We start from the raw sequence: 22,221 nt of genomic DNA on the forward strand, positions 1-22,221 counted from the left end.
AGGCCGGGCCAGTCGCGGTGACCGGGCCGGACATGGCAGTCCGACCAGTCGTGGCGGTCGGAGTGGTCCTAGCAGTCGTGGTCACAGCGGTCACAGCGGTCGGAGCGGTCACAGCGGTCGGAGTGGTCACAGCGGTCGGAGTGGTCCTGACAGTCGGAGTGGTCCTGGCAGTTGGAGTGGTTCTGGCAGTTGGAGTGGTCAGGCCGGTCGGGGGTGGTGGCGGGAAACCATGCTGTTTCGGGAGGGCGCTGCCTATGTGGCCGCCGAGGCATGTCGGCTCATGAGGGTGGTCTGGATGCGCCCGTTGGTGGTCTGCGGCGACTGATCCGGGGTGTCCGCCGGCGTAAGTTGCGCCGCTTTCGCAGCTGGCTCGCTCGGAGCTGGCTCGGGCGGGCACCGCCGAACGGGTCCTGCCAGTTTTGTCGTGGATTTGCTCTGTTTGTGCGCTATTGGGCAAATCGCCGACCGGCGCTGCATGTACCCCAAGGGTTGGCTTTTGCTTGGTGTGGCCGTTTTCGAGTGGGGACGACTCCGGACCGAGGAAGCGGATTGTGCGGTTGGGGTGCTTTTCGGGGTGCGTGCTGGGCATTTCAGATTCGGACCTTTGGCTTGATTTCCTCGAAGCGGCTTGCGCCGATGCCACTGACGTCGCGGAGTTGGTCGATGCTGGTGAAGCCGCCGCGGCTGGTGCGGTATTCGACGATCCGTCCTGCCAGGACCTCTCCCACTCCGGGAAGCTGCTCCAGTTGCTCGGGTGTGGCGGTGTTGAGGTCGATCAGCGCGCCGGCCGGATCGACGACGGGTGAACCCTGGGCGCCTGGTGTGGTTGTGGCGCCGACGACGATCTGTTCGCCGTCGATCAGGCGTCGCGCCAGGTTGAGCGCGCCGATGGAGGCGCCGCGCGTGAGCCCGCCCGCTGCTGTCACAGCGTCCGTGACGCGGGCGCCTGACGGGAGCAGGTAGACGCCCGGCTTGCGGATCTTGCCGGCCACGTGCACGGTCACCTGGGCTGTAGGGGACGGGGAGGCCGGCGTGACAGGCGCGGGTGCGGGTAGCGGCTGAGGTCTGGGCTGGGCACGCCAGACCAGGAAGGCGGCGACCGCCGCCGCCAGAGCACCCACCGCCAGCAGGACGCGCAGGCCCGGCTTGCCGGGGTCCAGGGCGGGCCCCTGGGAGACGACGGCGTCGCGGAATCTCTGGAGGGGCGAGGCGACGGGTGTTTTCCGTGACCGCGCGGACGGTGTTGAGCTGGGGATGACCGTGGTGCCCTGAGGGTCGACGGCTGTGGCCGGTGCATGTGACCAGCCCCTGTCGCCGGACGGGCCGAAAGGGTCCGGATCACCTTGGTGGAGCGCATCCGCGTGCGGGATGTCTTGATGGAGGGCATCCCGGCGCGGGAAGTTATGGTGGTCCGGGTCGACGTACGGGGATTCGGACGGGCTGAGGGCGTCGTCGGACGCCGTGCTGGGCCCTGCGTGATGGGTGTGTGAGTAGGCCAGGCGGTCGTCGGGGTTCGCTGCCGCGTACAGCGGGTTCTGCATGACAGGACGGTTCTGGTCGTCGTAGCCCTGTGGGGTGTGGGCCAGTAGAGCGGCGTTCTGGTGTTCGGGGCTCTTTGTCGAGGGGTATGAGGCCCCGCCTGCTGGAGTCAGGAACGGGCGGGCAGGGTAGCGCCCGGTCTTCTCGGCCTCGTGCCCGGTGAGAGCCGGTGTGTGGGCTCCACGGGCCGGGTGAGTGCTGCTGCTGGCTGTGTGCGCCTCCTGGGAGGCGGTTTGTTCGGCTGTCGCCCACGCAGGTCGGCCTTCGCCCAGGTCGCGGGCGCGGGCGATCATGGAGCGCAGCCGGGACTCGGCTGTCGCTCGTTCTGCCGCTGGGTCGGGAGTACGCACGTCGGCGAACGTACGGCTCAGCCCTCCGCCGCAACTCAGGCGAACTGGATTCTGTGGATAAGGAAAGTGGCCGGACGAGTCCCTGTGGACGACGAAATGGCCACCACGGGCCCGGGCCTGTCGACGGACCCCGTGAAGACGTCAGAGCAGCGGCCAGGGCAGGGCCGCTGGGGCTGGCCGAGGCTGGAGGGCCGGTCACGGGGGCCAGACGTCAGAGCAGCGGCCAGGGCGGGGCCGCTGGGGCTGGCCGAGGCTGGAGGGCTGGTCAGGGGGCTGGGGTGATGGTCAGGCCCAAGGTGCCGGGGCCCACGTGGATGCCGATCACCGGACCCAGGGGCACCACGCGGAGGCGTACCAGGGTGGGGATGCGGTGGGACAGGCGTTCCGCGAGGGAATCAGCTCGCTGTCCGGCGTCGAGGTGTTGGACGGCTACCTCCACCGGGCCGTCACCCGCCGCGGCGACCGCGAGTTCTTCCAGGCGGGCGATGGCTCGGGACGCCGTGCGTACTTTCTCCAAGAGGGTGATACGGCCGTCCGTGAAGTGGAGGAGTGGCTTGATCATCAGGGCTGAGCCGACCAGGGAGGCCGCCGTGCCGATGCGGCCGCTGCGGCGGAGACGGTCCAGGGTGTCGACGTAGAAGTACGTCATGGTGGTGGCGATGGAGCGGCGGGCGGCGGCGGCCACCTCGTCCAGGGTGGATCCGTTCGCGGCGGCGCCGGCGGCGGCCAGGACCGGGTAGCCCAGCCCCATCGCGATGGAGCGGCTGTCGATCACCTCCACCGGGACGGTCGCCTCGCGGGCGGCGGCCCGCGCCGAGTCGATCGTGCCGGACAGGTCGCCGGACACGTGGACGGAGACGATTCCCGTGGCACCGGAGGCGGCGAGCTCGGCGTAACAGGTCGCGAAGCGGGACGGCGGAGGGCGGGAGGTGGTGGCCGAGGAAAGGTCGCCTGTGTAGCTGTTCTCGTCATACGACAGGCCCACCACGTCGAACGTCTCACCACTCGGCATTGGCCCACCGGAAGTCGCGGACCGGGACGGGAGGGACTGGTCGGTTGCGCGGGTCTGTGGCCTCGGGTCCTGGCGGGCTGAGCGGTTCGGTGTCGAGTTCCGCGCGGACGGGTGGGGTCGGTGGCGGGGCGAAGGGGTGTTGTCAGGAAGGCTGGGGAGGTGTGGGCGGCCTCTGGCGCTCAGCGGGGCCAGGATGTGGATGGGGACCACTGTTACGCCCGGGATGGGGCCCAGGTAGGCGGTCGAGTCGGTCACGACGGCGATCACGGGCGGCGCCGCCCGTCACTGGACGGGGGTTCCTCCACGCCACACCCGCCGCGGCTTGAGGCCGAAGGACCAGGCGAAGGCGCCCTCGTGGTCGGCGTCCCACTGCACGATGTCGGCGAGCCGCCCGGGCGTGAGGACGCCGCGGTCGGGAGCTCCGAGGACGGTGGCGCCGCCGAGCGTGGCCGCGCGCAGCGCGTCGTTGACGCTCATCCCGAACGCCGACACCGCCATCGCGATCACCAGGGACATCGAGGTGATGCCGCAGAAGCCGGGGTTGTGGTCGCTGCCGAGCGCGATCTGGACGCCGTGCTTGATCATCTGGCGGACGGGCGGCAGGTGGCCGCGCTGCAGGGCGGTCGCGGGGCAGACCACGGCGGGCACGCCGTAGCGGGACATGATGGCGATGTCCTCGTCGGACATGTGGTGCAGGCCGTCGGCGGAGGCGCAGCCGAGCTCGGCGGCGAGCTGGATGGCGCCGCGGCGGCTGTACTGGCCGGCGTGGATGCGCGGCAGCAGGCCCACGTTGCGGCCCGAGGCGAGCACCCAGCGGGATTCCTCGGTGGTGAAGTGGCCGTCGTCGCAGTAGACGTCGACGCTGTCGGCGCCCGCCGCGGCGGCGTCGGCGCACCAGGACCCGACGGTCTCGACGTATTCGCGCTGCCGGCCGAAGTATTCCGGCGGGACCACGTGCGCGGCGAGGAACGTGACGTGCACCCGCGGCATCATCGGCTCCTTCTCCAGCTCGCGCAGGAGCCGCACGTCGGCGAGCTCGCCGTCGCGGGTGAGGTGGTAGCCGGTCTTGGCCTCGACGGTGGTCGTGCCGCTGAGGAGCCAGCCGCGCAGCCGCTCGCGCACGCCGTTGCAGAGCGTCCAGGGGTCGGTGCCGCGGGTCACAGTGACGGTGGAGTTGACGCCGCCGCCCGCGGCGGCGATCGAGGCGGAGGTGGAGCCGCCCGTGCGGATGGCGAGCTCGGCCCAGCGGTTGCCGGCGTAGACAGGGTGGGTGTGGGCGTCGATGAGGCCGGGCGTGACGAGGGCGCCGCCGAGGTTCTCGACGTGGTCGACGTCGACGATGTCGTCGACGACCCCGGGCACGCTCTGCGGCAGGTCGGGCGCGCGCCCGACCCAGGCGATGCGGTCGTTGTGCACGAGGATCGCCGCGTTGCTGAGGACCTCGTTGCCGGTCCAGAGGCGGCCGATGTTGGTGAGGAGCCGGACGGTCACCGCATCACCACCCAGAATGATCCCCCGTACGGGCACCGAGCCCAGTGCACGGCCCGTGCCGCGCCCACTGAGTCCGCTCCGGGTCCGGACGACATGGGGGGTCTCCTGCTCTTGTCCGCATCGAGTTGTGCGGGTGACCGTATCGCCGGACCCATGATCCGGCGATTTCAGTTCAGTTACGTTATTTCACATGTTGGGCCGCTGTACAGGGTTATTCGAAAGAAAGCCCATTGTTCCCAGCTGTCACGCAGCTATGCCCTGCCCCACGGCCTCCGCCGGTGACTTCTGGACCTACAGAACCCGAATGCAAAAGCCAGACCAACGTTAGGTCTGGGTAATCCTAGCAATCCAGGCCCGTCGAAACCACTGTCGCTTTTGCGGCATTCTGCGCGCTTTGCGGCGAGAGCTGCCCCCCATACCGGTAAGTGCCGCCGGCAAGCGACCGGCGGCACTCACAGCTTCGGGATCAGGAGACGCGCTCCACGGGCTTGCCGACCCGCAGCAGCTCCTGCGACAGGCTCGGCAGGACGCGGGCGTGCAGGACGGTGCCCTCACCCACGTGGTCGATCGACAGCACCTCGCCCTCGGCGTGGGCCCGCGAGATCAGGTCACCCCGCTCGTACGGCACCAGCAGATGGACCTCGTGGTCGAGGCGCGGCAGCTGCTCCTCGATGAGCCGCATCAGCTCGGGGATGCCCTTGCCCGTGCGCGCCGACACCACCACGCTGTCGCGCTCGCGCCGGATGATGCGGTCGATCACCTCGGGGTCGGCCGCGTCGGCCTTGTTGACCACCACGATCTCGGGCACGCTGAGCGCGCCCTCGATGTCGGCGAACACCTCACGGACCGCCGCGAGCTGTCCCTCGGGGTCGGGGTGGGAGCCGTCGACGACGTGCAGGATCAGGTCGGCGTCGGCGACCTCCTCCAGCGTCGAGCGGAACGCCTCGACGAGCTGGTGGGGCAGGTGACGGACGAACCCGACGGTGTCGGCGATCGTGAACAGCCTGCCCTCGGGCGTGCGCGCCTTGCGCACGGTCGGGTCGAGGGTGGCGAACAGCGCGTCCTCCACCAGCACGCCCGCGCCCGTGACGCGGTTGAGCAGCGAGGACTTGCCGGCGTTGGTGTAGCCCGCGATGGCGACCGCCGGGACCTCGCGCGACTGGCGGGCGTGGCGCTTGGTGTCACGCGCCGTGGACATGCCGCCGATCTGGCGGCGCAGCTTGGCCATGCGCTCGCGGATGCGGCGGCGGTCGAGCTCGATCTTCGTCTCACCGGGGCCGCGGCCGCCGATGCCGACGCCGCCCGCGGCGCGTCCGCCGACCTGCCGGGACAGGTTGCCGCCCCAGCCGCGCAGGCGCGGCAGCAGGTACTGCAGCTGCGCCAGCTCGACCTGGGCCTTGCCCTCGCGGCTCTTGGCGTGCTGGGCGAAGATGTCGAGGATCAGTGCCGTGCGGTCGATGACCTTGACCTTGACGATCTCTTCCAGCTGGCGGAGCTGGCCGGGGGTCAGCTCGCCGTCGCAGATCACCGTGTCGGCGCCGCTGGCCTCGACGATGTCGCGCACTTCGAGCGCCTTACCCGAGCCGATGTAGGTGGCCGGGTCGGGCCGCTGACGGCGCTGGACGAGCCCGTCGAGCACCTGGGATCCGGCCGTCTCGGCCAGCAGCTTCAGCTCCAGCAGGGAGTTGTCGGCGTCCTCGGCCGTGCCTGTGGTCCAGACGCCGACGAGGACGACCCGCTCGAGCCGCAGCTTCCGGTACTCGACCTCGGTGATGTCCTCAAGCTCGGTGGAGAGGCCGGCCACGCGCCGAAGCGCCTGGCGTTCCTCAAGGTCGAAGTCGCCGGTCTCGAACTCGTCGAGCGGGGTGTAATCGCGCATACGTGTCATCTCTATGTAGGGAACGTCTGGACACCTCAGTGTCTTCCCCACGATGGTGGCAGACAGCCACGGGCGCAATCACCTCGTTATTGGCGAGGTCGATGTCATGCGGGCGACACCGTGACGTCGCCCGCTCCGGCCGACACCGAGATCTTGCGCGGGGAGGCGTCGTCCTTCCGCACCGAGACCGCCGTGTCGCCCACGGCCGCCTCGGTGCGGACCGCGTACGGGCCGACGTCGGGAACGGCGAGCTGGACGTCGCCGGCGCCGGTGGTCAGCTCGACGGCGTCGGGCGCGGAGACGTACCTGAGCTCGATGTCGCCCGTCCCTGTCTCGGCGGTCACCTTCCTCCCGGCGAGGTCGGCGGCGTCGACGTTGCCCGAGCCGACGGACAGGGCGAGGTCGCCGCTCAGCCCGCGCAGCGTGAGGTCGCCCGCGCCACTCTGCAGGTCGAGCGCCAGGCCCTTGGGCACCTGGATCTCGTAGTCGACGCCGCAGCTCCAGGCGGGCGGGCAGCGGTAGCCGATGACGAGCGCGGCGCCCTCCACCTTGTGCTCCGTCTCGGGCCTGGCATCGCCGCGCCAGTGCAGGCGTTCGATCACGTGTACGGCGCCGTCCCCGGTCTCGGTGATCTTCGCGTCGCCGGCGCCGTTGCGCAGCCGCAGGACGCCGACCTGCTCCTTGACCTCGTACGACACCGTGTCCTGCCGGCTCGGGGCGACTATGCCGGATGACCCGCAGGCCGTCAGGGAAACGGCGCAGGCCAGCAGACCGGCCGCGATCAGGCTCTTTCTCATGCGGGAAATCCTCGCGCGGCATGACCCGCCCCGCATCGGGGATGACCCGGACGACTCCCCGAGGCAACCCGCCTTTGACCCGGTATGGGCGGCGGAGTAGCGTCATTTCCACAATCCAGAATTCATTTTCCATCAGGTGGAAAAGAGGAGCTCATGGAGATCACCGGCCCGATGCTCGATCGGTTCGACGAGATCCTCACGCCGGAGGCGCTCGATTTCATGGCGACTCTCCAGCGCGAGTTCGGCCCGCGGCGGCTGGAGCTGCTGAAGGCCCGCGAGGCGCGACAGGCGGAGCTGTCGGCCGGCGCCCTGCTCGACTTCCTGCCCGCGACCAAGGCGGTCAGGGAGGGCGACTGGCGCGTCGCGCCCCCGGCTCCCGGGCTGGAGGACCGGCGCGTCGAGATCACCGGCCCGGTCGACAAGAAGATGACCATCAACGCACTCAACTCCGGCGCCAAGGTGTGGCTCGCCGACTTCGAGGACGCCCTGTCCCCGCTGTGGGAGAACATCGTCTCCGGCCAGCTCAACCTGCGCGACGCCCTCGACCGCACGATCGACTTCGAGGCGGGGGGCAAGACGTACGCGCTGCGTCCCGACGCCGAGCTGGCCACCGTCGTGGTGCGCCCGCGCGGCTGGCACCTCGACGAGAAGCACACGCTGGTCGACGGGCAGCCGGTGTCGGGGTCGCTGTTCGACTTCGCGCTCTACTTCTTCCACTGCGCCAAGCGGCAGCTCGACAAGGGCAAGGGCCCGTACTTCTACCTGCCGAAGCTCGAGTCGCACCTGGAGGCGCGGCTCTGGAACGACGTGTTCACCCGGGCGCAGGAGCTGCTCGGCATCCCGTACGGCACCATCAGGGCGACCGTGCTCATCGAGACCTATCCCGCCGCGTTCGAGATGGAGGAGATCCTCTACGAACTGCGTGACCACTCGGCGGGGCTCAACGCGGGCCGCTGGGACTACCTGTTCAGCGTGATCAAGAAGTTCCGCACGCGGGGACGCGAGTTCCTGCTGCCCGAGCGGAACGCGGTGACGATGACGGCGCCGTTCATGCGGGCCTACACCGAACTGCTCGTGCGTACCTGTCACAAGCGCGGCGCGCACGCCATCGGCGGGATGGCCGCGTTCATCCCCTCCCGCAGGAACCCCGAGGTGAACGCGGTCGCCCTGGAGAAGGTGCGGGCCGACAAGACGCGCGAGTCGAACGACGGGTTCGACGGCTCGTGGGTGGCCCACCCCGACCTCGTGCCGATCTGCCGCGAGGTGTTCGACGGCGTGCTCGGTGACCGGCCGCACCAGATCGACCGGCTGCGCGAGGACGTCGACGTCACCCCCGCCGACCTGCTGGCCGTCTCCGACACCCCGGGCGACATCACCGAGGCGGGCCTGCGCAGCAACGTCGACGTAGGGCTGCGCTACCTCGCCTCCTGGATGGGCGGCCAGGGCGCCGCGGCGATCCACAACCTGATGGAGGACGCCGCCACGGCCGAGATCTCGCGTTCGCAGGTCTGGCAGTGGATCCACAACGACATCACCCTGGCCGACACCGGCGAGCAGGTGACGAAGGAGCTCGTCGAGCGGATCATCGCCGAGGAGCTGTCGCGGGCCACGGAGGAGCCGGGGTACGACGAGCAGCTGTTCGAGCAGGCGACGGCGCTGTTCAAGGAGGTGGCGCTGGACGACGACTTCACCGATTTCCTGACCCTCCCCGCCTATGCTCGAATGCCATAACAAAGGTGAATAAGCTGAAAAAGGGGGATCGGTGATGGATGAACTGATCGCGGCACTGCACTCGTTGCTGCCTGCAGACTCGGTGATCACCGATCCCGTCCGTCTGCGCACGTACGAGTGCGACGGCCTCACCTACCACCGGGCGACCCCCGGCGTGGTCGTGCTCCCCGAGACCGCCGAGCAGATCGCCCGCGTCGTCCGCCTGTGCAACGACTTCGGCGTGCCGTTCGTGGCGCGCGGGTCAGGCACGGGCCTGTCCGGAGGCGCGCTGCCGCGCGAGGACGGCGTGCTCGTCGTCACCGCGAAGATGCGCCGGATCCTGGAGATCGACCTCCCCAACCGCCGGGCCGTGGTGGAGCCGGGGGTGACCAACCTGGCGATCACCGAGGCCGTCCGCGACCAGGGCTACTACTACGCCCCCGACCCCTCCAGCCAGCAGGTCTGCTCGATCGGCGGCAACGTCGCCGAGAACTCCGGCGGCGCCCACTGCCTGAAGTACGGCTTCACCGTCAACCACGTCGAGGCCTGCGAGATCGTCACCCCCGAAGGCGACCTGGTCACCCTCGACCGCATGGACCCCGGCTACGACCTGCTGGGGGCGTTCATCGGCTCGGAGGGCACGCTGGGCATCGCCACCAAGATCACCGTACGGCTGAGCCGTACGCCTGAGGCCGTGACCACGGTGCTGGCCGCGTTCGAGAGCATCGAGCAGGGCGGGCAGGCCGTCTCGGCGATCATCGGCGCGGGCATCGTCCCCGCCGCGATCGAGATGATGGACGCGCTCAGCATCGAGGCCGCCGAGGCCGCGGTCGCGTGCGCCTACCCCGCGGGCGCGGGGGCGGTGCTGATCGTCGAGCTGGACGGCCCGGCCGCCGAGGTCGAGCAGCAGTTCGCCCGGCTGCGGGAGATCTGCTCGGCGGCGTTCGAGCTGCGCGTGGCCGCCGGCCCGGCCGAGCGGGCGGCGATCTGGAAGGGCCGCAAGTCGGCGTTCGCCGCCGTGGGACGGATCAGCCCCGCCTACATCGTGCAGGACGGCGTGGTGCCGCGTACGTCGCTGCCCGCGGTGCTGGCGGCCATCGACCGGCTCTCGCGGGAGCACCGGATCAGGGTGGCCAACGTCTTCCACGCCGGCGACGGCAACCTGCACCCGCTGGTGCTGTTCGACGACGGGACGCCCGGCGAGGGCGAGCGCGCCGAGGTCGTCTCGGGCGCGATCCTCGACCTGTGCATCGAGCACGGCGGCTCCATCACCGGCGAGCACGGCGTCGGCGTCGACAAGTCGCGTTACATGCCCAGGATGTTCGGCGCGGACGACCTCGACACCATGCAGCTCGTCCGGTGCGCGTTCGACCCCCGGGGGCTCTCCAACCCGGGCAAGGTGTTCCCCACGCCGCGGCTGTGCGGCGAGGTGCCGGGCGTGCGCAAGGGCGTGCACCCCCTGGTCGAGTCAGGGAAGGCGGAGCAGTTCTGATGACGCTGGCGCAGATCGGCGTGGACGTCCGGCAGGCCGGCCAGGGCGACGCGGTGCGCGGGGTCGTCCCCCGCTGGGTCGCGCTGCCCACGTCCGTCGAGGAGATCGCGGCGGTGCTGCGCGCCTGCGCCGAGCAGGACCTCGCGGTGACGCCCGCTGGCGGGCGCACGAAGCTCGGCTGGGCGGCGTCCCCCGAGCGCTGCGACGTGCTGCTCGACCTCAGCCGCATGGACGCCCTGCTGGAGCACGCCGCGGGCGACCTGGTGGTCCGCGCGCAGGCCGGGCTGCCCATGGACGCCCTGGCGGCCGCGCTGGCGGACAAGGGGCAGGAACTCGCGCTCGACGTGCCGCCCGGCTGGGGCGCGACGGTGGGCGGCACCCTGGCCGCCGGGCTCGCCGGGCCGCGCGCGTTCCGCTACGGCACCGCCCGCGACCTGCTCATCGGCGTCACGGTCGTGCTCGCCGACGGCACGATCGCGCGCTCCGGCGGCAAGGTGGTGAAGAACGTCGCAGGCTACGACCTCGGCAAGCTCTTCACCGGCTCGTACGGCACCCTCGGGGTCATCGCGGAGGCCACGTTCCGGCTGCACCCGCTGCCGGCCGGGCGGCGCTGGGTCGTCGCGGAGCCGGACGCCGCCGAGGTGCCCGCCGTGGCGGCGGCGCTGGCGACGGCGCAGGCCGAGCCGAGCGCGGTCGAGGTGGACCGGCCCCGTCAGGACGGCCCGGTCGCGCTGGCCGCGCTGGTGGAGGGCACGGCGGCAGAGGCCAGGGCCGAGGCGCTGCGCGAGATCGTCGGCTCCGGCACGGTGACCGCCGAGCCGCCCGCGTGGTGGGGGCGCATCCCGCCCGGTGAGACGCTGGCCGAGGCGCGGTTCCCCCCGGCTGCCACCGGCGCGGTGCTGGAGGCGGCCGGCACGGCGCTGCGCGGCTCCCCCGTGTCGGGCCGGATGCTGCTGGCGACGGACGAGAGGCTCGGGGTGTCCACGCTGCGCAAGGCGGTGGAGGAGCACGGCGGCCGGGTGGTCGTGCTGAGGACGCCGGACGACGACGTCGACAGGTGGGGGCAGGTCAGCGCGCTCGGGCTGATGCGGCGGGTCAAGGAACGGTTCGATCCCGGGCGCAGGATGTCTCCCGGCCGGTTCGTCGGAGGTCTGTAATGGATCCGAAGCTGATCAACGACTGCGTGCACTGCGGGTTCTGCCTGCCGACGTGCCCGACGTACGTGCTCTGGGGCGAGGAGATGGACTCGCCGCGCGGACGGATCCACCTCATGAGCCAGCACGTCGAGGGCACCCCCATGACGCCCGAGATGGCCGGGCACTTCGACGCCTGCCTGGGCTGCATGGCGTGCGTCACGGCGTGCCCGTCCGGGGTGCAATACGACCGGCTGATCGAGCAGACGCGCGTGGTGGTCGAGCAGGAGTACGAACGTCCGCCGCAGGAGCGGGCCGTGCGCGGGATCGTGTTCAGCCTGTTCCCCTACCCGCGCCGGCTGCGGATGCTGCGGCCGACGATGGGGCTGGCCAGGCGGATGGCGTCGTTCCTCACCCGGGTGAACCCGAGCCTCGGCGCGATGACCGCGCTCGCTCCCCGCGTGGAGCGCCGCGAGCGGCTGCCACGCGTCGTCAAGGCGAGGGGCGAGCGCCGGGCCGTGGTCGGGATGCTTCTCGGCTGCGTGCAGCGGGAGTTCTTCCCGCAGGTCAACGCGGCCACCGCACGGGTGCTGTCGATGGAGGGCTGCGACGTGGTCATCCCGCCTGGGCAGGGCTGCTGCGGGGCGCTCAGCGTGCACTCCGGCCTGGACAAGCAGGCCAGGCGGCTGGCGAGCCGGACGGTGCGGACGTTCCGCAAGGCCGGGGTCGACACCGTGGTGGTCAACGCCGCCGGCTGCGGCTCCTCCATGAAGGAGTACGCCGACCTGCTCGGGTACGACCCCGGGTTCCGGGTCATGGACCTGTCGGAGTTCCTGGCCGAGCTGGGGCCGGTGGCCGTCCGGCATCCGCTGCGGCGCACGGTCGCCTACCACGACGCCTGCCACCTCGCCCACGCCCAGGGCGTGCGCGCGCAGCCGCGCGAGCTGCTGAACGGCATCCCCGGGCTGGAGCTGCGCGAGATCCCCGACTCGGCCATCTGCTGCGGCTCGGCCGGCACGTACAACCTGCTGCGCCCGGAGGCCGCGCGCGACCTCGGCGACCGCAAGGCGAAGGCGGTCGGCTCGACGGGGGCGGAGCTGCTGGTGTCCGCTAACCCGGGGTGCACCATGCAGATCGCGGCGGCCATGCGGCGGGCCGGGGCGGACATCAAGGTGGCCCACACGGCCGAGGTGCTGGACGCCTCGCTGCGAGGGGCCGAGCTGTGAGAGCCGCCGGCGCGCCTCGGGGGCGGCCGTGAGCGTGCAGTCGGTCGAGCGCGCCCTCGACGTGCTGGAGGCGCTGGCGGAACACGGCGGCGAGGCCGGGCTGTCGGAGATCGCCGCGCGGACCGGTCTGCCGAACGGCACCATCCACCGCCTGCTGCGGACGCTGCTGGCGCGCGGCTACGTGCGCCAGGAGAGCGACCGGCGCTACGCCCTGGGCGGTGGGCTCGTCCGCCTGGGGGGCGTCGCAGGGGGCATGGTCGGGACATGGGCGCGGCCGTACCTCGCCCAGCTGGTCGAGCTGTCGGGCGAGACGGCGAACCTGGCCGTGCTCGAAGGCGACTTCGTCGTGTACGTGGCGCAGGTGCTCTCGCCGCGGCGGCTGCGGATGTTCGCGGAGGTCGGCAGGCGGGTGCTGCCGCACAGCACGGCGGTCGGCAAGGTGCTGCTGGCGGGGCGGCCACCGGCGGAGGCGAAGGCGGTCTTCGAACGCACCGGCATGCCGCGCCGCACGCCGAACACGATCGTCGACCAGTCGGCGATGCTGGCCGAGCTGGACGCCGTCCAGGCCCGCGGCTACGCGCTCGACCTCGGCGAGGAGGAGCTGGGCGTGCACTGCCTGGCCGTGCCCGTGCGCGACGGCGACCGGGTGGTGGCGGCGATGTCGGTCTCGGGACCGGCCGAGCGGATCGACGGGCTCGACCGCGACGAGCTGGCCGAGGGCATGCGGAAGATCGCTCTCGGGTTCGGCGGCGAATTCGGACCGGTGCCCGCCGGTCATTGAACGGTATTCTGTTGCCGTATGAGCAACAGCACGACGGTTCAATCGGTCGATCGTGCCATCGCGATACTGGAGATCCTGGCCCGCGACGGAGCCACCCGGATCACGGATGTCGCGGCGGAGCTCGACGTGCACAAGTCCACGGCTTTCCGGCTGCTCGTGTCGCTGGAACAGGGCGGCCTGGTGGAGCAGAGCGGCGACCGCGGCCGCTACCGGCTCGGGTTCGGCCTCATCCGCCTCGCGGGCGCCGTCACCGGTGAGCTCGATCTGTCGCGTGAGAGCAAGCCGGTGTGCCTGCGTCTCGCCGAGGAGATCGGCGAGACCGTCAACGTCGCGGTGCCACGCAACGGCGAGACGGTCAACATCACCCAGGTACGCGGCCCTTCGGCGATCAGCGGCCACAACTGGGTCGGGCACCGCCCGCCCTCCCACGCCACCTCCAGCGGCAAGGTGCTGCTGGCCTTCGGCGCGCTGCGGCCCCCCGCTGATCTGGAGCGGTACACGCCCCGGACCGCCGCCTCACCCTCCGACCTGGGCCTCGACCAGATCAGGGAACGCGGCTGGGCCTTCGCCGTGGAGGAGCTGGAGGTGGGGCTGAACGCGGTGGCCGCGCCGATCCGGGGCTCCGACGGCTCCGTCGTGGCGGCGGTCAGCGCCTCGGGGCCGTCGTACCGGCTGACGCCCGAGCGGCTGCCTCAGGTGGGCGAGCTGCTGGTCGAGGGCGCGAACGAGATCAGCCGGCGCATCGGCTATTACGGTTGAGGCATGTGTAGAAGCATCAAGACCCTCCGCCCGCCGTACACGGAGAGCGTGACCGAGGACGACGTGCGCGCGGCGGCGCTGCAGTACGTACGGAAGATCTCGGGTTTCCGCGCCCCGGCGGCGCACAACGCCGAGGCGTTCGAGCGGGCCGTCGAGGCGATCACCCGGGCGTCGGAGGAACTCCTGGGGGCGCTGGAGGTCCGCGGGAGCCGTTGACAGCTCCCCGTCCGTGCGGGAAGCGTGGAACCTCCACCCGATCTCCCAGGGGGCCCTCATGATCAGCGGCTTGTACCACGGTCAGGACGGCGACTCACGGCTGGAGCTCCGCGTCGACGTCGACGGGGCCAGGCCGACGGGGCGGGTGAGCGGCGACCTGTTCACGGTGTCCGGCGCGACCACGTCCTACGCCGGTTCGTTCGTGGCCGACTCCCCCGCCGTACGGTCCGAGGGCGGCGAGACGCGCGTCGAGGGGCGCGGCAGGTTCACCTTCGACACGACGGCGACCGACGTGCTCGTGGTGATCTCCGGCGCGGGCGCGACGGCGACGGTGGCCGGGCGCCGCTACGACGTGGCCTTCATCTCCCCCTACTTCCGCAGCGTGCTGCTGGAGCAGGACTCCGTGGTGGGGGCCGTGCCGTTCGTGTCGTACCACACCGGTTCGCTGCCGGGGCCCGCCGGCTCGCCGCCCAGGGAGCTGACGGTGGCGGCGGCGTACGCGGAGGCGGGCATCGAGCTGCGCGTGGCCGAGCCGGAGGTGATCCCGGTCGACGGGTCCGGCGCCGACCTGGTGTGGGACGACGCCGAGCTGCACCACGCCATGACGCGCCACTTCGGCTCGTACGGCGACGCCGCGGCGTGGCGGGTGTGGTTGCTGGTGGCGAGCAGGCACGTACGCGGCCTGCGCGGCATCATGTTCGACTACCAGGACGACCACCAGCGGCAGGGCGCCGCCGTCTTCCACGACGCCGTCCGCGGCACCCGTCCGGAGGACCGGCGGGCCCAGTTACGTACGTACGTGCACGAGCTGGGGCACGCCTTCAACCTCCTGCACTCCTGGGAGAAGCACCTCGCGACGCCGCCCCTGCCGCTCGGCCCTGAGGCCGGCTTCGGCGACCTGTCCTGGATGAACTACGCCTACTCCTACCGGCCAGAGGGCGAGCCCGCCTACTGGTCGGCCTTCCCCTTCCACTTCACCGACTCCGAGCTGGCGCACCTGCGGCACGGCTTCTACCGCGACGTCGTCATGGGCGCGCACGGGTTCGGGATCGGCGCGGCGGAGATCGAGCCGTTCGAGCAGCCGGTCGAGGACCACTCGGGGCTGCGGCTTGAGCTGCGCGGCAAGGAGGCGTACGAGCTGGGCGAGCCGGTGGTGGTGGAGCTCAAGCTGTCGCGCACCGGGGGGCCGCGCACCACGCACGGCCACCTGCACCCCGACAGCGGCTTCACGCAGGTGTCGATCACCCGTCCGGACGGCGCCACCGTGCTGTACCGGCCGATGCTGCGCCAGTGCGTGGACGACGCGCCGCAGATCACGCTGGACGACGGCAACCCGGCGCTGTACCGCAGCGCCTACCTCGGCCACGGGCGCGACGGCCACCTCTTCCAGCAGCCCGGCGAGTACCACGTGCGCGCCCGGTACGTCGCCGCCGACGGCTCCCACGTCGTCTCCCCCGCGCTGCTCGTACGGGTCCGCCGCCCCGCCACGCCCGACGACCACCGGGTGGCGGAGCTGATGCTCGGCGACGAGCAGGGGCAGCTGTTCTCGCTGCTCGGCTCCGACTCCCCGGCGCTGCGCTCGGGCAACGAGGCCCTCGACGAGGTGATCGACCGCTACGGCGCCCACCCACTCGCCGGCTACGCCCGCCTGGTGAAGGGGCTCAACGCCGAGCGCGAGTTCAAGGAGCTGGTGCCCGGTGAAGGGCTGCGGGTCCGCCCGCCCGACCCGAAGCAGGGCATCCGGCACCTGAGCCGCGTCGTCCGCGAGGCCGGCGTCGACAACATCACCCTCAACCTGGTGATGCGCCGCCTGGCCAGGGCCGAGGCGCGGCAGGGCGACCTCGGGCGGGCGAACGCGGTGCTCGACCGGATGGTGGCCACGTTCCAGGCCAAGGGGGTCAACCCCATCGTCATGGGACAGATCCGCCGCCAGGCCGAGCTGACGAAGGCGGCGCTGGGCGCGCAGGCGCCATGAGCGCCGTCAGTGGACGCGCGCCTCGGGCCGGCCGGACACGCAGAAGATCGTCAGTTCGACGTCCTCGCCCTCGTCGGGCTCGAACTCGACCTTCGCCTCGCGCGCCGGCCCCGGCTTGACGCTGTCGACCGAGTACCCCTGGGACGGGCTCCACGAGCGCAGCGTGACCCGGTCGCCGTCGCAGGAGGCGATCACCGTCCCGCCCTTGCTGCGGAGCAGGGTGTCCTGCGACGTCGGCGACGGCGTGGCGCTCGGGGTCACGACGGCGCGGGCGGTCACCGTGGCGAGGGCCGCGCGCACCTCTTCACCGCTGAGCACGTGGGTGGACGTGCCGGTGAGGCCGTTGCCGAGCGAGCCGATCACCGCCACCGCGATGGCGGTGGCGACGGCCGCGGTCACGGCCCAGGCCAGGACGAGTCGCTTCATCGGACCTACCCTCCCCCATCGACCGCTAAGGCCGGGTTAAGACCACGATAAGAAGGGGCCCGGCGAGGTCGTCCTGGGTCTACGTTCTCGTATATGGCTGACATCCTGCTCATCGAGGACGACGTGGCGATCCGTACGGCGCTCAGCCGCGGGCTGCGGGAGTTCGGCCATGCCGTCTCCTCGTCCCCGACGGCGATGGACGGGCTGCGGTTCGCGGTGCGCGACCGTCCCGACCTGGTGGTGCTCGACCTGGGGCTGCCGGACCTCGACGGGGTGGAGCTCCTGCGCATGCTGCGGGCGGTGAGCCGGGTTCCGGTCATCGTGGCGACCGCCCGCGACGGCGACGCCGAGATGGTGCCGGTCCTCGACGCCGGCGCCGACGACTACGTGGTCAAGCCGTTCAGCGCGGCGCAGCTCGACGCGCGCGTACGGGCCGTGCTGCGGCGGGTGGGAGGGGCGGCGCCCGAGCCGCTGGCGGTGGGCGCGCTGCGGGTGGACCCGCGGGCCCGTACCGCAACGCTCGACGGCGCCGCGCTCGACCTGACGCCGCGCGAGTTCGACGTGCTGCACTACCTGGCCGCGCGTCCCGGCGAGGTGGTCACGAAGCGGGAGCTGCTGACGGAGGTCTGGCAGCTGCCGTACGGGGGCGCCGACAAGACCGTGGACGTGCACCTGTCGTGGCTGCGCAGGAAACTCGGCGAGACCGCCGCCGAGCCCCGCTACCTGCACACGGTGCGCGGCGTCGGCGTCAAGCTGGTGGAGCCGTCGTGAGGCGGTGGCTGGCCTGGCTCGTCGCGGCGACGACGTCGCTCGTGCTGATCGCGCTGCTGGTGCCGATGGCGCTGCTGATCCGCGCCGTGGCCGAGAACGGCGCGATGAGCCGGGCCACCGCGGCCGCCGAGTCCGTCGCGGTCGCGGTGGGGACGCCCGACCTGGCGCTCGCCGTCGAGCAGGTGGCCCGCCCGGTGACGGTGTTCCTGCCCGACGGGGGCACGGTCGGCGCGGCCGCTCCCCGTTCCGACGCCGTACGGCTGGCCGCGACGGGACGCAGCGTCACCGCGCGGGCCGCCGGCGGCAGGGAGGTGCTCGTCTCGGCGCAGTCACCCGGCGGAACGGCCGTCATCAGGGTGTTCGTGCCGGACGCCGAGCTCATGCGGGGCGTGCCGGAGACCTGGGCGGCGCTGCTGGTCCTGGGGCTCGCGCTCGTCGTGCTGGGCATCGTCCTCGCCGACCGGCTGGCGCTGGCGGTGACACGCCCGGTCGACGGGCTGGCGCGGGTCTCGCACCGGCTCGCGGGCGGCGACCTGACCGCGCGCGCGGAGCCGGGCGGGCCGCCCGAGGTGCGTTCCGTGGCGCTCGCGCTCAACCACCTGGCCGACCGCATCGACGAGCTGCTGGCCGCCGAACGGGAGTCGGTGGCGGACCTGTCGCACCGCCTGCGCACGCCGCTGACGGGCCTGCGGCTGGACGCCGAGTCGCTGCGCGACCCCGAGGAGGCGGCGCGGCTCCAGGCCCGGGCAGACGCGCTGGAGCGGGCGGTGAGCACGGTCATCACGGAGGCCCGCCACCGCTCCGCCGGCCGCGGTTCGTGCGACGCCGCCGGCGTGGTGCGCGAGCGCGTGCGGTTCTGGTCGGTGCTGGCCGAGGACCAGGGGCGGGAGGTGTCGGTCAGCCTGCCGGACGGCCCGCTTCCTGTCCCCGTCGGCGCCGAGGAACTGGCCGCGTGCGTGGACGCGCTGCTCGGCAACGTCTTCGCGCACACCCCGGAAGGCGTCTCGATGGCCGTACGGCTGGAGCCACGGCCCGCAGGGGCCCTGCTGTCCGTCTCCGACACGGGGCCGGGGTTCGAGGCGGCGCTGCTGGAGCGGGGCATCAGCGGGGGCGACTCGACGGGACTCGGCCTCGACATCGCCCGGCGCACCGCGGAGTCGTCGGGCGGCAGCCTGTCGGTCTCGACACCGCCCGCCGGAAGAGGCGCCCACGTCGAGGTCCTCCTCGGCGGCCCGTGAACTACACCAGGCCGTTGACGGAGGTGAGGCCACTGAGCTTGTCGGGGTTGACCTGCAGGCGCAGATTCGCGATGTGGCCGCCGTCGAGGTCGAACGACAGGGCGCCGACGGTGTGGCCGTCGAGCGTGGCCAGGAGGCCGAGCTCACCGTTGATGACGGCGGGCTCCATGGTCAGGCCGGCCAGTGCGGGCTTGGCCAGGAAGCCCACGATCCAGCGCGCGACGTGGTCGACGCCGTGCACTGGGCGGCGGGCGGCGGTGACCTTGCCGCCGCCGTCGGACCAGGCGGTGACGTCAGGGGCCAGCAGTTCCATCACGGCGTTCACGTCGCCGCCGGCGCAGGCCCTCATGAACCGCGCGGTGACCTGCCGGCGCCGCGCCTCGTCGGCGTCGAACCGGGGGCGGCGGGCCTGGACGTGCCGCCGGGCGCGGTGGGCGATCTGGCGGACCGTCGGCTCGGGGCGTCCGAGGGTCTCGGCGATCTCGGCGTGCGAGTAGCCGAAGACCTCGCGGAGCATGAAGACGGCGCGTTCGACAGGGCTGAGGGTCTCCAGGACGACCATCATCGCGAGGGAGACGGTGTCGGCGAGTTCGGTCTCCGTCGCGATGTCGGGTGAGGTCAGCAGCGGTTCCGGCAGCCACGGGCCGACGTAGGTCTCGCGCGTGGCCCGCGCCGAGGTGAGGCGGTTCAGCGACAGGTTGGTGACCGTTCGCACAAGGTAGGCCTTGGGGTGGTGGACCGCGTCGCGGTCGGCGGTGCTCCAGGCGACCCAGGCGTCCTGGAGGACGTCCTCTGCGTCGGCGACGCTGCCCAGCATGCGATAGGCGGTGGCGAACAGCAGCCGCCGGTGTTCGATGTACGGGTCCTGCTCTGGCCTGCCGTCCATCACGCCATGGTCGCTGCGTCGCCACCCGCAGGGCAATGCCTCGACCGTCATGCCCCACGTCCGCCTCTGGAGACGATGGTCGTGACGTTGAGGTGCTTGCTGAGCCGGTAGGTCTGGAGGGGGCTGCCGCTGACCAGTTCCTTGTACACGACGGCGGCCCGTCCGGTGAGGTGCAGGCGGACAGGGGTGTCGTCGGCGTGGGTGAACTGGATGACCGCGTCCCGGCGGCCGAGGCTGACCGGTTGATGGAAGTACCCGAAGCGGAACGGCTTGACGGCTCTGCCGCGCAGCAGCCGCGCGATGGTGTCGGCGGTGTACTGGGCGGTGGGCAGGCCGCTCTGACAGGTTCCGTGGATCCGCCCCCAGGCCATGCGGATCGCCGCGGCGTCGCCGACGGCGTGGATCTCCGGATGCGACACTGATCGCAGCGTGGCGTCGACCAGGACGAGGCCGCGGTCGTCGGTGGCGATCCCGGCGTCGGCGGCGAGCGGCGACACCTTGACGCCGGTGGTCCACAGGCAGGCGTCGAAGTGGAGGAGCCGGCCGTCGGCCAGTTCGACGGCCGCACGCAGCACCTTGGTGACACGGGCGCCGGTCACGAGGGTGATGCCGAGGCGTTCCAGCGCGCGGAAGAGGTGGGCACGCGCCTTGGCGCCCATCATGCGGCCGGGCTCGTCCGAGCTGATCAGCGTGACGTTCAGGTCGGGGTGACTCTCGGCGATCTCGGTGGCCGCCTCGATGCCGGTCAGGCCGCCGCCACAGACGATGACGGTGCCGCCGGCGTCGATCTCGGTGAGCCGCTCGGCGAACCGGCCGGCGGTCTTCGGGGAGCCGAGGGTGAACGTGTGGGTGTCGGCGCCGGGAACCTGGCCGGTGTCGGGCGAGCTGCCCAGCGCGTAGACGAGCGTGTCGTACTCGAGGGTCCCGGCGCCGTCGACGGTGATCCGCCGCGCTTCTGGGTCGAGGGCGGTGGCCGCGCCCTGCACGAACGTGACGCCGGTCCCGTCGAGCAGGTCGGGGATCTGATGGTCGGCCAGCTCCTGCCCGGCTGCGATCTGGTGCATCCGCAGCCGCTCGACGAACCGGCTCGACGGGTTGACCAGCGTGATCCGCACACCGCTCCTGCGGGTGCGGTGGGCCAGCCTGACGGCACTGAACATGCCCGAGTAGCCTGCACCGAGGACGACGACGCGGTGGTGGTCGTTCATTGCGTTCTCCCGAGGTCGGACACCGGTTTCTGCTCCGGTGACGTCCATGGGACAAGTGGCCCGCACCCCGCGTGACAGGTCACGGTGTGAACCACGTCACATGACTTCCCGCACCTCTGAGTGCGACCGGGAGCGGGGCTTAACCGTCGCTTAGCGCGCGGTTACCGGGGGTCGCGGTTTCGTGGGGGCATGCAGATCACGAGGAAGCTCATCTTCGCCACTGCCGGGATCGTCCTGCTGGCCGGAGGCGGCAGCGCCGCCTATGCCGCCGCCACGACCGACACCGCCGTCTCACCCGGCACCATCACGTTCACGACGACCCTCGCCGGACCGCAGCCCAGGGTCTCGGCCGTGCGGGCCATCGAGATCGCCCAGCGGACGGTAAGGAACGCCTGGGTCAGCGAGCTCGACCTCGACCGCCGGGGCACCCGCCCCGACGTGTGGGAGGTCGAGCTGACCGCGGGCACGCAACGGCACGAGATCGACATCGACGCGGCCACCGGCCGGGTCGTCAAGCAGGAGACCCACCGCGCCGACCGTGACGATCGCGGCCACGACCACGACGACGACTGATCCTCCGTGAGCCCCCGCCGGCCCGCCGCCTCATGGCGGGCCGGCGCCGAGCGCGTCAGCAGTCGTCGAGGATGCGTCGCATCGCGTCCTTCTCGGCGGAGGTGACCCAGACGCCGTACTTCGCCTTCACGTCGACCTGGCGGGCGATGTACGCGCACCAGTACGACCTGCGCGGCGGCAGCCAGGTGGCGGCGTCGGAGTCGCTCTTCTGGCCGTTGAGCGGCCCGTCCACGGCCAGGAGGTTGAGCGGGTCGTTGGCGAACTCCTTGCGCTTGGCCGCCGACCACTGCTGCGCGCCCTTCTGCCAGGCGTCCGACAGCGGCACCAGGTGGTCGATCTGCACCTTCGAGCTGGTGGTCTGGCCGCGCTCGAAGTCGATGGTCTTGCCCCCGTACGGGTCCTGCAGGGTGCCGGTCAGCACGATGCAGTCGTGCGTGCCCGGCTTGAAGGTCTCCTCGTCCAGGTCTCGCTTGAGGATGTCGTTGCGGGTGTCGCAGCCGTTGCGGTCGACGTCGGCCCAGGCGGGGCCGAACTCGTCGCGGTCGAAGCCGGTCTTGGGGGCTCGCCCTTTGACGTCGAGCCCGTCGAGCTTGTCGCGGGCGTCGGCGACCGCGGCCGAGTCGGGCTTGGCCGCGGTCTGCGCGCCGCCGGACTGAAGGTCGAGCCCGCCACACCCGGTCAGCATCGCCACCGCGGCCACACCGGCCATGTACGCCCGTACCCGCACGCCCACTCCCAGACTTCCCGGCACCAGAGACC

At 71.8% G+C, this 22,221-nt stretch carries 20 protein-coding genes; 11 read left to right on the forward strand and 9 right to left on the reverse strand.

All coding sequences use genetic code 11. The annotated features are described in order from the left end of the window. Positions 1-590 precede the first annotated feature (590 nt). The 5 genes from BLR04_RS02615 to BLR04_RS02640 all read right to left on the reverse strand — a co-directional run bounded on the left by BLR04_RS02615 (position 591) and on the right by BLR04_RS02640 (position 7,068). Positions 591-1,541 carry a ComEA family DNA-binding protein gene (locus BLR04_RS02615; RefSeq protein ID WP_143021937.1) on the reverse strand — a complete coding sequence of 317 codons (951 nt, stop codon included), beginning with the start codon at positions 1,539-1,541 and terminating at the stop codon, positions 591-593. Positions 1,542-2,154: 613 nt separating this feature from the next. Beyond that, complete coding sequence (locus BLR04_RS02625) at positions 2,155-2,901, reverse strand: DegV family protein (protein ID WP_090759104.1); 747 nt, start codon at positions 2,899-2,901, stop codon at positions 2,155-2,157. Positions 2,902-3,183: 282 nt separating this feature from the next. After that, a complete protein-coding gene (gene hutI, locus BLR04_RS02630) occupies positions 3,184-4,392 on the reverse strand; it encodes an imidazolonepropionase (RefSeq protein WP_090759106.1) in 1,209 nt (402 codons plus the stop codon). A 466-nt stretch (positions 4,393-4,858) separates the two neighbouring features. Next, entirely contained in the window at positions 4,859-6,271 is a 1,413-nt protein-coding gene (gene hflX, locus BLR04_RS02635) for a GTPase HflX (RefSeq protein WP_090759108.1), read from the reverse strand. Between the two features lie 104 nt (positions 6,272-6,375). Continuing rightward, positions 6,376-7,068: a DUF4097 family beta strand repeat-containing protein gene (locus BLR04_RS02640; protein ID WP_090759110.1), complete on the reverse strand. Its 693-nt coding sequence runs from the start codon at positions 7,066-7,068 to the stop codon at positions 6,376-6,378. 153 nt (positions 7,069-7,221) lie between these two features. On the opposite strand from BLR04_RS02640, the gene aceB reads away from it, so the two are divergent. Genes aceB through BLR04_RS02680 form a run of 8 tightly spaced genes read left to right on the forward strand, consistent with a single transcriptional unit; the run spans position 7,222 to position 16,360 of the window. Continuing rightward, a complete protein-coding gene (aceB, locus tag BLR04_RS02645) occupies positions 7,222-8,799 on the forward strand; it encodes a malate synthase A (RefSeq protein WP_090759112.1) in 1,578 nt (525 codons plus the stop codon). A gap of 34 nt (positions 8,800-8,833) precedes the next feature. Then, the gene (locus tag BLR04_RS02650) at positions 8,834-10,270 is read left to right on the forward strand and encodes an FAD-linked oxidase C-terminal domain-containing protein (protein ID WP_090759114.1); all 1,437 of its coding nucleotides are present in this window, start codon (positions 8,834-8,836) and stop codon (positions 10,268-10,270) included. Next, positions 10,270-11,427, forward strand: coding sequence for an FAD-binding oxidoreductase (locus BLR04_RS02655; protein ID WP_090759117.1), 1,158 nt, complete (start codon positions 10,270-10,272; stop codon positions 11,425-11,427). Before BLR04_RS02650 ends, BLR04_RS02655 begins: the two co-directional genes overlap by 1 nt. Further along, positions 11,427-12,629 carry a (Fe-S)-binding protein gene (locus BLR04_RS02660; protein ID WP_090759119.1) on the forward strand — a complete coding sequence of 401 codons (1,203 nt, stop codon included), beginning with the start codon at positions 11,427-11,429 and terminating at the stop codon, positions 12,627-12,629. Before BLR04_RS02655 ends, BLR04_RS02660 begins: the two co-directional genes overlap by 1 nt. A 34-nt stretch (positions 12,630-12,663) precedes the next feature. Beyond that, positions 12,664-13,410 (forward strand): IclR family transcriptional regulator, encoded by a 747-nt coding sequence (locus BLR04_RS02665; protein ID WP_218128707.1) that lies wholly within the window; start codon positions 12,664-12,666, stop codon positions 13,408-13,410. A gap of 18 nt (positions 13,411-13,428) precedes the next feature. Then, positions 13,429-14,169, forward strand: coding sequence for an IclR family transcriptional regulator (locus BLR04_RS02670; RefSeq protein WP_090759123.1), 741 nt, complete (start codon positions 13,429-13,431; stop codon positions 14,167-14,169). 3 nt (positions 14,170-14,172) lie between these two features. Next, positions 14,173-14,385 carry a DUF2277 domain-containing protein gene (locus BLR04_RS02675; protein WP_090759125.1) on the forward strand — a complete coding sequence of 71 codons (213 nt, stop codon included), beginning with the start codon at positions 14,173-14,175 and terminating at the stop codon, positions 14,383-14,385. A 58-nt stretch (positions 14,386-14,443) separates the two neighbouring features. Beyond that, positions 14,444-16,360: a hypothetical protein gene (locus tag BLR04_RS02680; protein WP_090759126.1), complete on the forward strand. Its 1,917-nt coding sequence runs from the start codon at positions 14,444-14,446 to the stop codon at positions 16,358-16,360. Positions 16,361-16,366: 6 nt separating this feature from the next. On the opposite strand, the gene BLR04_RS02685 is transcribed toward BLR04_RS02680, so the two are convergent. Beyond that, positions 16,367-16,786 carry a hypothetical protein gene (locus tag BLR04_RS02685; protein ID WP_090759128.1) on the reverse strand — a complete coding sequence of 140 codons (420 nt, stop codon included), beginning with the start codon at positions 16,784-16,786 and terminating at the stop codon, positions 16,367-16,369. Positions 16,787-16,879: 93 nt separating this feature from the next. On the opposite strand from BLR04_RS02685, the gene BLR04_RS02690 reads away from it, so the two are divergent. Then, entirely contained in the window at positions 16,880-17,557 is a 678-nt protein-coding gene (locus BLR04_RS02690; RefSeq protein ID WP_090759130.1) for a response regulator transcription factor, read from the forward strand. Further along, positions 17,554-18,795 (forward strand): sensor histidine kinase, encoded by a 1,242-nt coding sequence (locus tag BLR04_RS02695; RefSeq protein WP_090759132.1) that lies wholly within the window; start codon positions 17,554-17,556, stop codon positions 18,793-18,795. Before BLR04_RS02690 ends, BLR04_RS02695 begins: the two co-directional genes overlap by 4 nt. 1 nt (position 18,796) lies before the next feature. Here BLR04_RS02695 and BLR04_RS02700 read toward each other — a convergent pair whose 3' ends face one another. After that, entirely contained in the window at positions 18,797-19,681 is an 885-nt protein-coding gene (locus BLR04_RS02700; protein WP_176902901.1) for an RNA polymerase sigma-70 factor, read from the reverse strand. Positions 19,682-19,728: 47 nt separating this feature from the next. Further along, complete coding sequence (locus BLR04_RS02705; protein ID WP_176902902.1) at positions 19,729-20,889, reverse strand: NAD(P)/FAD-dependent oxidoreductase; 1,161 nt, start codon at positions 20,887-20,889, stop codon at positions 19,729-19,731. A 189-nt stretch (positions 20,890-21,078) separates the two neighbouring features. Here BLR04_RS02705 and BLR04_RS02710 point away from each other — a divergent pair, with 189 nt between their 5' ends. After that, positions 21,079-21,462 (forward strand): PepSY domain-containing protein, encoded by a 384-nt coding sequence (locus BLR04_RS02710; RefSeq protein WP_090759137.1) that lies wholly within the window; start codon positions 21,079-21,081, stop codon positions 21,460-21,462. Positions 21,463-21,517: 55 nt separating this feature from the next. On the opposite strand, the gene BLR04_RS02715 is transcribed toward BLR04_RS02710, so the two are convergent. Next, a complete protein-coding gene (locus BLR04_RS02715) occupies positions 21,518-22,189 on the reverse strand; it encodes an HNH endonuclease family protein (RefSeq protein WP_245739973.1) in 672 nt (223 codons plus the stop codon). Between the last annotated feature and the right edge of the window lie 32 nt (positions 22,190-22,221).

The organism is Nonomuraea maritima (assembly GCF_900100395.1).
In the GTDB taxonomy this organism is placed as follows: Bacteria; Actinomycetota; Actinomycetes; order Streptosporangiales; family Streptosporangiaceae; genus Nonomuraea; species Nonomuraea maritima.